The sequence below is a fragment of the Thermoleptolyngbya sp. M55_K2018_002 genome (assembly GCF_015295965.1).
In the GTDB taxonomy this organism is placed as follows: domain Bacteria; phylum Cyanobacteriota; class Cyanobacteriia; order Elainellales; family Elainellaceae; genus Thermoleptolyngbya; species Thermoleptolyngbya sichuanensis.
On record NZ_DVEA01000311.1, the window covers coordinates 1 to 10,460 of the forward strand.

Here is a 10,460-nt window from a genome sequence, read left to right on the forward strand (position 1 = left end):
TCCAGCAACAGCAGGCATTCCTTTCATCTTCCTCACGGCCAAGGCAGACCGTCACGATATCCGCCAGGGCATGGCGATGGGCGCAGATGACTATCTTACTAAGCCCTTTACCCGGCAAGAACTGATGGAGGCGATCGCCACTCGGCTGAGCAAACACGCCAGCATCACCCAGCCCTACATCCAGGAAATGAAGCAGGCGGTTGATCGGCTCAACCAAATTGCCTACTGGGACCCCACGACCCAACTGGCCAACCGCATCCTGTTTCATCATCATCTTCAGGAGCATCTGGAATCGGCGGATGGGCTAGTGGCGCTGCTGCTGCTCAAACTCAACGCCAGTATGCCCGACGGTACACCGCTGGACGGAGCGATGACAGAATCCCTAGCCGCAGCGACGGCAGACCGCCTGCGTGAGGCGATTTCCCCAGAAGAGGCGATCGCCCGACTCAACAGCAACACCTTCGGCGTGTTTCAGTCCGTCGCCCACCACCGCGATGCTGCCACGCTAGCCCAAACCCTCCTCAGCAGCCTGAACGAACCCTGCCTGATCGACAACGACACCTTGCAACCCCAGCTTTGCGCTGGCATCGCCCTTGCCCCCGACAACGGAGCTACTGCCAGCGAAGTCACCGAACATGCTCGCCTGGCCTTGCAAACCGCCCATCGGCAGCCCGACCGCTATCAGTTCTACAGCCTGGAGGTGGATGCCTGGAACAGTCAGCGAGTCTGGGTGCTTCAGCATCTCGAAAAGGCGATCGAGCAGGACGAGTTGCACCTGCTCTATCAACCCCAGGTCAACCTGATCAGCGGCCGCATCATTGGCGCGGAGGCGCTGCTGCGCTGGCAGCACCCTGATGTGGGGCTGGTGCATCCTGCCCAGTTTCTCCCAGTGGCAGAAGAGTCGGACTGGATCGTGAAAATTGGCGAGTGGGTGCTGAAGACTGCCTGCGCTTGCGCCGTGCGGTGGAAAGAGGCCGGGCATCCTGGCATGAAGCTGTCGATCAACCTGTCGGCGCGTCAGTTTCGCAAGCTCGACCTGCCGAGGGCGATCGCCCAGGCGACGGCACAAACCGGGTTCGACCCGCATCTCTTGGTGCTGGACATCACCGAGGCAACGCTGTACGAAAATCGAGGTGTTGAAGGAAAAATCATGCAGCAACTTCAGCAGCTAGGGGTGCAACTGGCGCTGGATGACTTTGGCACAGGCTATTCCTCGCTTTATCATCTACGACAACTGCCCCTCGACTGTGTGAAAATCGACCGCACCTTTGTAGCCGATTTGGGAGAAGACGAGGATGCGCTGTCGATTGCAAAAGCGATTGTGGCGATCGCCCAGTCTCTCCAAACGCGGGCGATCGCCGAAGGGGTAGAAACCGACGCTCAGCTCAGCCTGTTGCGGCAAATCGGCTGCTACGCGGCCCAGGGAAACCGCTTCAGACCCCCGCTCTCCGCCAGCGATCTCCAGCAGTTGCTCCAAACCAACCCGCGCCTATAGACAAACGTGCAGGCAGTCTAGCGGAAATGGGTTAGCGCCAGGTAGCGCATCAAAACCTGACGGAGCAGTGCGTTACGGCTCTGCCTAACAGTTCACGGTAGTCCCAAAAACTAGTCCTAAAAACGTAAGGATGGGCGGCGAACTACGCTACCCATCCCTATTCCCAAAATTATCATCCTTCGAGCATTGCCAGCTTTGCCAACATCCAACAGGCTAGCGGGGCGTTGTAGCCAAGGGCGGACTTTCCGAAAAATCCTCCCCTTCACTTAGCCCCCGATCCTGAGCGGAGTCGGCCAATACGGCTCCTCCGCTTTCAGGAGCCTTGGGAGCCTCGCTGGCATGGGCAGCCCCATGATGAAAGCGAATGCCCAGAAACAGGTCGTAGACAAAGTTTAGAAAATCCTTCACCTTGAGCAGCCCAAGGGACTGGTGACAGCCCTTCGCATCTAGCAGCGGCCGGGTCGCATAATACGCCGCTTGGTAGTTGTACCAGGGGATCGACGGCCAGAGGTGATGAATCAGGTGATAGTTCTGGCCCATGATCAGCACGTTCAGCAGCGCCCCAGGGTAAACCCGCGCATTTTTCCAGCGGTTGCGCTCCTTAAACGGACGGTGGGGGAGATAGTCAAAGAACAACCCCAGAGCCAGCCCCACGACCAGCGCCGGAGAAAACCAGAAGTTCATCAAGTAGCTCAGAAACCCGTACTGCACCGCGTAATAGATCAGCAGCGCAACCGTGAGGCGGGCTAGAAACCATTCCAGAAGCTCGTACTTGCGCCAGAGCTTCCGCTTGAAGAAGAAAATCTCGTGATAGAAGAATCGTGCAGCAATCAGCCACAGTGGTCCACCCGTAGACACGAAATGGTCGGGGTCATTCTCTGGGTCATTCACGTTTGCGTGGTGCTGCATGTGCACTCGCGTAAAAACTGGGAACGAGAACCCCAGCATAAGGGCGCTGCCATGCCCCAGTACGGCGTTCATTACGCGATTTCGATGCGCGACATTGTGTGATGCATCGTGAATCACGGTTCCCACTAGGTGCAGCGCCACGACATTCAGCACAAAGCACACCCACCCCAACCAATGCCAGCGCCAATACCCACAGACCGAAAGCGTTGCCAGAACCACTGCGAGCAAAAAGATGAGCAGGGTTGGGTTGAATTTGCCGGGTGGGCCGAGAAGCTCTCTCGGGACGGTCGCGATTGTCAGGGGCTTAACGGCCTCCGACATGATACGTTCACTCCTCGATAAGTATCCTTCGGTAGTATAAGCCACCTAGCCGCAAGAATGAAGTTTTGTGAAATTAGCTCATCTGATTCATAGGTTAACCGCCTATCGTACTCCTTAATACATAAACCTTGACATAAACCCTGCGAGTCAGTTCCTGCTAGGCCTCGCGTTTTCCAAGTAATCCGGAGGAAGAAGCCCAAATCGCCTAAAAGGGCTGCCTGAAAAAGTGCCTGAAAGGGCTGCCGCTGGCATGACAGCCGATGTGGGGGTTACGCTGGGTGTAGCTTGGCAGTTGGCTGAAGTTTGGAGGAAGTTTGGAGGAAGTCCGGAGGCGATCGCCCCCCATTTCCATCTGCCGTTCCCCTGTCTCCCGAACAGACCTGTTCCTCCAGTTACAACGTGTAATAAGGCGTAATAGGCTGTTTACGGTTGCCTCAAAGCCTTACTCCATCAAGGCTGGAGTGACTCGAGCAGTGAATGGGGGTGCAACTGCAACGCAGGGCTGTGTGCTACTAAACTGGCAGAACTGACAGGGATAGCTATACTGCTCTATTACAAGCGGATTCTCCATCTGGGAAAGCATGGCCGATTAGCATTCGCCGATTAAAGGTTGGTTTACGCCCTTGGATGTTTCAAGAACAACGCGAGCAAGTTTTGAACGGCAGATCCGTGGGCTACAGCGCGACGTACTTCGCATGGGCGCACTGGTAGAGCATTCCTGTCTGCTGGCCCGAAAGGCGATGTTTGAGCGCGATCTGGATGCCGCTCGGCAGATCGCCATTCAAGACAAGCAAATCGACCAGTTTTACCGACAGATCGAGCAGGATTGTGTCAAGCTGATGGCGCTCCAGTCGCCCGTCACGCAAGACCTGCGGCTGCTGAGTGCGCTGATGCAGTTGGTGCGAGATTTGGAGCGCATCGGCGACTATGCCAAAGATCTGGGTGAGGTGGCCGTTAAGCTATTTCCCTACCCAACCCATCCCTGCATGGGGCAAATCCAGATTATGTCCGACCGGGCGCGGGCCATGCTGGCCATGAGTCTGGCGGCGCTGTCGAACCTGGATGCTGAATCTGGGCTGGATGTGAAGCATCGAGATGATGCGGTGGATTCTGACTATGAAGAGGTGTATGACCTGCTGGCGCACCAAACCAATGTGCAGGGCGTGATTGAACCCTACGTGCTAATGGTGCTGGCGATTCGCTACCTGGAGCGAATGGCGGATCATGCGACCAATATTGGCAAGCGGGTCGCCTATGTGGTGACGGGAAAACGCTGAATGCCCAAACCGCAGGATTGCTGGATCGAGCAGCGCCCAAGATTAGCGCCCGAAACCAGCGCCCGAAACCAGCGCCCAAGACCAGCACCCAAGACCAGCACCTAAGACCAGCGCCCGAAATTTATTTGACACATGCGACTTGATAGGAAAGTATAAATACAATAGGTGAGATGTGGAAAACAACGGAGTTTCCACGTTTGCATCTGTTCTCTACCTGAGCGAGCGTATGTTTGAAGCGCCAACGCTTTCCTCGCCCTGCACTGGGTGATGTTGGCGCTGAGCATCTTGGGTAAATGCCTGGGATTGTTCGGCTTGGGCTATTCTGGCGGCTATCGAGTGAACGTTTTATGCCAGGGGCGATCGCGCTCTTAGGATCGCGCTCTTAGTCTGACGGCCCGTTTTGCACCCAGTCTGCAAAATGTCTGGAATAGCTGGAATAGCTGGAATAAAGTGTCTGGAATCTCTAGAGCAGCGTGGGCAGCCTGAGTGGACTGGCAACCGGACTGGATTGGCAAGCCGTTGCACAGGTCGCAGCCGCAGCCGCAGCGATCGCCCGTCAGCAGTTGCGTATCCATCGTATGGGTTCAGATCAGAGTTGCTCTAGGGCTTGTATAGGCTGTAGCCATCGCCAGCGCTATACTGCGGATGCCATCTCCGGGTCATGAGCGGGTTCCTAAACTGCAAACCCGTTTCACGATGCGGTTGACGCAAGATGCAGAACGAAATGACCGCTAATCAGGCTTGAGGACTATCATTAACAGCGTTCGGTCGTGTTTGCTGCCGCCGCCGGGCGTTTTGCTTGGAACGCCGAAGCGGGCTTCGACCGGGCAACGTTGCACCCCACCACTCCCAGGACTAGACGCAAGGATTAAGACGCTACATGGACTTTTCGATCGCCTCACTGCTCTCCAACTTTCCAGACGACAAGCTGGTCGCTCCCAAGGTTTTGGAGAAAAAGCTGAACTGTGAAGATGATGCCAGCCTTCGCCGTTTGCAAATTGCGCTGGATGCCCTGGAGAAAATCGGCATTTTGGTTAAGGAGCGGGGAAAATATCGCCGCGTCTTTGAGGATGACGTGGTGGAAGGGAAGCTGCGCTGCTCTAGCAAGGGCTTTTGCTTTGCAATTCAGGATATTGAAGGGTCGGAGGATATCTACATCCGCGAGAGCCAGTTGAATACTGCCTGGAATGGCGATCGCGTCTTGGTGCGCGTGACCAAAGAGGGCAGCCGCCGCCGCAGTCCAGAGGGCGAAGTCCGGCTGATTTTAGAACGCTCCAATTCCTCCGTGCTGGCGCGGGTGAAAAAAACCGAGGACGGGCAGTATCGCGCCCTGCCGCTGGACGATCGCCTCTTGTTTGAGCTAGAGCTAACGCCCGATGGCGAACCGTTAGAGGAATCCGTCGATCAACTGGTGCATGTAGAAATTGCCCGCTATCCTCTGGGTCAGCATCCGCCCATTGGCCGAGTGGCTCAGATTTTGGGCAGCGATGCCCAGGCGGCCTCGGATATCGACATTGTGTGCTGCAAGCATGACCTGCCGCGCGGGTTTTCGGAAGCGGTGCTAGAGGCAGCCAAAGCACTTCCGACCAAGCTCCGCAAAACGGACTTGAAAAAGCGGCTGGATTTGCGGGAACAGTTGACCGTCACAATCGACGGGCCCGATCATCCCCATAGCCCAGCCATCGACGATGCCCTGAGCGTAGAAAAAGTGGGCGACGATGAGTGGCGCTTGGGGATTCACATTGCCGACGTGTCGTATTACATCGCAGCGCGATCGCCCGTCGATCTGGAAGCTCAGAAGCGCGGCACTTCGGTCTTTTTGGGAGAACTCGTCGTGCCCATGCTGCCGGAACATCTGCATCGCTGCTGTTCGCTGCTGCCCGGTGAAGACCGTCTGGCAATTTCGGTGCTAGTGACCCTGAACGCGGCAGGCGAAGTGCAGGATTTCGAGATTCAGCCCAGCGTGGTGCGGGTAGATCAGCATCTCGACTATCAGCAGGCCCAGGCGGTGCTGCTGCGAGACGACCCAGAAGCCGCCGCCGAAGCCCGCTACCCGCTGCCCTCTGCCAAGGAGCTAAAACACCTGGAACCCGTGTTTGAACTGGTGGACAACCTGTTTGCCATCAGCCAGGCCGTAGCGGCGCAGCGGCTGGCACGGGGCGCGTTTGACCTGAACCTGCCGGAGAGCATCTTCCCTGACGAACACAACCCGGAACTGGGCAAGTTCCTCTCGACCAATTTCCAATACGACGACGAAGGCGAACTGGGCGCAATGGTGGTGTCGTCGCTGCTGCCCGCCCGCACAATCGTAACGGAACTGATGCTGCTGGCGAATCAACTGGTGGCGCTGCATTTACAATGCCTCCAGGTTCCCGCCATCTACCGGGTTCACCGCACGCCCGACCCCTCCGACGTGCAGGAATTGGTAAAGCTGGTGAACAACATGGACATCGAATACCAGCTTGAAGACGAAGAGGTCGTCCATCCCCGCGATTATCAGCGACTCACGCAGCAATTTGCGGAGTCTCATGCCGAGCGGGTGCTGACCTATCTGCTGCTGGAGACGCTGAAGCCTGCGGTCTATAGCACCACGCCGGGGACTCACTTTGGGCTGGCGCTGGACAATGGCTATACCCACTTCACCTCGCCGCTGCGCCGCTATCCTGACCTGCTGGTGCATCGGGTGCTGCACGCGGTGTTTGAGCATGGGCGCGATCGCAAATCTACTCGCTCTAAGGACAAGGTGAACCTGTTTAGCAGCGAATGTCACGGCGCAATCGACTGGAAGGTGCTGCCGCCAGAGGTTCACGACGAGCTAGAGGAATATTTCAACAGCATCGTCAACCACCTCACCGAGCGCGAAAAGCTGGCGCAGGAGGCGGAATCTGACTTGGAGGGGCTGAAAAAAGCCGAGTATATGCAGGAGCGCACCGGCGAAACCTTCCACGGGCTGATTACGGGGGTGCAGTCCTACGGTTTCTTTGTGGAAATCGAGGAACTGCTGGTGGAAGGGCTGGTTCACGTCAGTTCCCTGAAAGACGACTGGTACGAATATCGCTCGCGTCAGCAAAAGCTGGTGGGCCGCAAGAATCGCAAGCAGTATCGACTGGGCGATCGCGTCGAGGTGCAGGTCAAGAGTGTGGATTACTACCGTCAGCAAATCGACCTGGTGGCCGTTGGCGGCGGCAGCGAAGCCACCGATGACGATGAGGAGGACTTGCTAGAAACCGAGGCCGATCTGCTGGAAACAGAAGATCTATCCGAGGAGGAAGAGTAGGTCGATGCACCGCTTTCAGCGGATAGCGATCGTTGGCACGAGCGGCACAGGCAAAACCACGCTGGCGCAGCAAGTAGGACGACAACTCGGCATCGCCCATATCGAGCTAGATGCGCTGCACTGGGAGCCTAATTGGACTGCTGCACCGTCGGAGGTGTTTCGGGCGCGAGTGGCTGAGGCACTGGCGGGCGATTGCTGGGTGGCCGATGGCAACTACAGCAGCGTCCGCGATCTGGTTTGGGGGCGGGCTGATACTATCGTGTGGCTGGACTATTCGTTTGGGCTGGTGCTGTGGCGATCGCTCCGGCGGGCAATTTGGCGCAGCACTTCGGACGTAGAACTCTGGAGCGGTAACCGCGAAACTTGGCGGCAAACCTTTTTCAGCCGCGACTCCATTTTGCTGTGGGTGCTGCAAACCTATCATCGGCGACGACGCGAGTATCCGCTGCTGCTTTCTCAGCCAGAATACGCCCACCTTAGCGTAGTGAGAGTGCGATCGCCCCAAGAGACCAGAAGTTGGTTAATCGGGTTAACAGGTGACGGAGTGATCGGTGGTGGATTGCAATGACTCCAGTATAACCACCCGACCACCCGCTCCCTATCGTTCCTCCAGCGCCAGCTTCACCAGCCGATCGACGAGATCCGGAAACGGCACGCCGCTGGCGGCCCAGAGCATGGGATACATGCTGGTGGCGGTGAAACCGGGCATGGTGTTGATTTCGTTGATGAAGACCTCGCCCGTAGACTCGCAATAGAAAAAGTCCACCCGGGCTAGGCCCGCTGCGTCTACGGCTTCAAAGGCGCAAATCGACATATCCTGAATCTGGCGGGCGGTCGCCTCTGGCAAGTTTGCCGGAATGTGCAGGTCTGCCAGACCTTCGGTGTATTTCGTCTCGTAGTCGTAAAAGTCGCTGCTGTAGGTAATCTCGCCCACGACCGATGCCTGGGGATGGTCATTACCCAGCACAGCGCACTCCAGTTCGCGGGGTGAGGGCGCGGCCGCTTCCACGATCAGGCGGCGATCGTAGCTGGCGGCACTGTCTAGGGCGGCCTCAAGCTGGGCGCGGGTGCGGGCCTTGGCAATGCCGACGGAGGACCCCAGGTTAGCAGGCTTGACAAAGCAGGGATAGCCCAGTTCGGCTTCGATTTCATCACATAGCTTGGGAAAAATGCAGGGGTTGGAATAGACCTGCGCTCGCCGCACGACCTTGTAGCCCACCTGCGGCAGCCCCGCCTGGGCAAACGCCATTTTCATGGCGATCTTGTCCATCCCCAGCGCCGACCCCAGCACCCCCGACCCCACAAACGGAGCCTGCATCAGCGTCAGCATTCCCTGCACTGTGCCGTCTTCGCCGTTGGGCCCGTGCAGCACGGGAAACCACACGTCTACGCCGCTGACCTGCGCCGTCGATTGCCAGCGTTCTACCGCCGCCACCGTTGGCACTTGCAGGGCGCTGGTTTCGCCCGACGGGCCTGCCGGAGCGTCCGAACTGCCCAATTCCAGCGGCACTCCCGCCGATAGAACGTGAATGGCAGACTCTCCCGCCAGCCAGCGTCCGTCTTTCTGGATATACACGGGTGCCAGCTCGTAGCGGTCTGCGTTGGCGGGGTCGCTCAGTCCACGGGCGATCGCCTGCGCCGAGCGAATCGACACCTCATGCTCACCCGAACACCCACCAAACAGCAGCCCCACCCGCAACTTTGCCATTGCCCCGCCCTCGTTTGAAACTTGCAGAATCCGTTAATCGGAGATAGCGTATCATCTTCGCGGCGGTTTTAGGGGGATGACGCGCTGGAAGGACGGGCGGATGGGTTACAGTGACTCCAGCACTGCATCCCCCCAACTCTCTAGATATGACCCAAACGCCCTCTGCCAACCCCGACCCCACTCTTGCCGCGTTGCAGCGACTGATCGACGTGGTGGCAACGCTGCGATCGCCCGATGGCGGCTGTCCGTGGGATCTGACCCAAACGCCGGAGACGCTGATTCCCTACGTGATCGAGGAAGCCTATGAAGTGGTAGATGCCATTCGCCAGGGAAAACCGGAGGCGATCGCCGATGAACTGGGCGATTTGCTGCTGCAAGTGGTGCTGCAAGCGCAGATCGCGTCGGAGGCGCAGCAGTTTTCGCTCAAGGACGTGGCGGAGGGGATTACCCAAAAGCTGATTCGCCGCCATCCCCATGTATTTGGCGAGGTGACGGTGGCAGACGCGGGCGAGGTCGTGCAGAACTGGGAGCAAATCAAAGCCGAGGAAGAAAAGGCATCGGGGATTGAACGGCTGACCCCCCGGCTGGAACGCTACGGGCGATCGCTCCCGCCCCTCACCGCAGCCCTCAAGATTTCCCAAAAAGCGGCCAAAGCTGGGTTCGAGTGGGACAGCATCGACGGCGTGTGGGACAAGTTTCACGAGGAGCTAGAAGAATTTCGGCAGGCGATCGCCCAGGAACCCAAAGCCAACCAGCAAGCCGAATTGGGCGACCTGTTCTTCACCCTGGTCAACCTCGCCCGCTGGCACGACCTCGACCCTGCCGAAGCCCTCCACAGCACCAACCAGCGATTCATCCAGCGCTTTGCCTTAGTAGAAGAGGCGATTTTGCAAGAGAGCGATCGCCCTTTGGCCGATTATTCCCTAGAAGAACTCGAAGCCCTCTGGCAAACAGCCAAAGCTCGCCTGAAGCAGGGCAAGGATGAAGTGTACAGACTAAACCTGAATATTGACAAAGATTAGGTTAATTTTGAGATTGGATAGGGCAAATACTTCCTGATGCGCTAGCTTCTGAGATCTGATTTGTAAAGGAGCCTGAAAGTCTTGTTAATCAAGGATTTCCGAGAAACTGATTTTCTCGGGCGAATATGATCTCAAAGCCATACATGTAAAGGGTTTGAGGCTGTCAGAGCGCACCGTAGCGCGGAGGCGGAAATCCATCCGCCCTGATATAACTATCTGGAAAGAGGGAAAAATAATTGCGGCTATTGAGTGTAAGACGCAACTAGGGTGGATGAGGAAGAACTGGCATTCTCACTTTGATGAACGTGAGAAGCAACTGAGTGAAGCTTTTCCAGAGTCTAAAATGTTTTGGTTTGTAATGACTAGTTGCAATTGGGATGGTTTTGAGAAAGCTCTAGAAGATGGTTTAACAACTGAGAAAAAATTGTTTTGTTTTCTAAATAAGATTTGG

The 10,460-nt window shown here is 57.1% G+C and carries 8 protein-coding genes and 1 pseudogene; 6 read left to right on the top strand and 3 right to left on the bottom strand.

Annotated features, from left to right (window positions below; translation table 11 throughout):
- Positions 1-1,495: EAL domain-containing protein (locus tag IGS51_RS15905; protein WP_297079700.1), on the top strand; the 1,495-nt coding region annotated here is incomplete at its 5' end.
- Positions 1,496-1,708: 213 nt separating this feature from the next.
- On the opposite strand, the gene crtR is transcribed toward IGS51_RS15905, so the two are convergent.
- Positions 1,709-2,725, bottom strand: a complete 1,017-nt coding sequence (gene crtR / locus IGS51_RS15910; protein WP_297079701.1) for a beta-carotene hydroxylase — start codon at positions 2,723-2,725, stop codon at positions 1,709-1,711.
- Between the two features lie 623 nt (positions 2,726-3,348).
- Between crtR and phoU the strand changes: the two genes are divergently transcribed.
- A complete protein-coding gene (gene phoU / locus IGS51_RS15915; protein WP_297079702.1) occupies positions 3,349-4,002 on the top strand; it encodes a phosphate signaling complex protein PhoU in 654 nt (217 codons plus the stop codon).
- Between the two features lie 368 nt (positions 4,003-4,370).
- Here phoU and IGS51_RS15920 read toward each other — a convergent pair whose 3' ends face one another.
- Positions 4,371-4,577, bottom strand: a complete 207-nt coding sequence (locus tag IGS51_RS15920) for a hypothetical protein (protein WP_297079703.1) — start codon at positions 4,575-4,577, stop codon at positions 4,371-4,373.
- A 305-nt stretch (positions 4,578-4,882) separates the two neighbouring features.
- On the opposite strand from IGS51_RS15920, the gene IGS51_RS15925 reads away from it, so the two are divergent.
- Together IGS51_RS15925 and IGS51_RS15930 are read left to right on the top strand one after the other, a co-directional pair.
- On the top strand, positions 4,883-7,279 hold the full coding sequence (locus IGS51_RS15925) for a ribonuclease R family protein (RefSeq protein ID WP_297079705.1): 2,397 nt from the start codon (positions 4,883-4,885) through the stop codon (positions 7,277-7,279).
- 4 nt (positions 7,280-7,283) lie between these two features.
- Positions 7,284-7,847, top strand: a complete 564-nt coding sequence (locus IGS51_RS15930) for an AAA family ATPase (RefSeq protein ID WP_297079706.1) — start codon at positions 7,284-7,286, stop codon at positions 7,845-7,847.
- A 30-nt stretch (positions 7,848-7,877) separates the two neighbouring features.
- Here IGS51_RS15930 and IGS51_RS15935 read toward each other — a convergent pair whose 3' ends face one another.
- Entirely contained in the window at positions 7,878-8,987 is a 1,110-nt protein-coding gene (locus IGS51_RS15935; RefSeq protein WP_297079708.1) for a D-alanine--D-alanine ligase family protein, read from the bottom strand.
- A gap of 146 nt (positions 8,988-9,133) precedes the next feature.
- On the opposite strand from IGS51_RS15935, the gene mazG reads away from it, so the two are divergent.
- Positions 9,134-10,009: a nucleoside triphosphate pyrophosphohydrolase gene (gene mazG / locus IGS51_RS15940; protein WP_297079710.1), complete on the top strand. Its 876-nt coding sequence runs from the start codon at positions 9,134-9,136 to the stop codon at positions 10,007-10,009.
- 271 nt (positions 10,010-10,280) lie between these two features.
- Positions 10,281-10,460 (top strand): annotated as a pseudogene (locus IGS51_RS15945) (hypothetical protein); the annotation flags it as partial.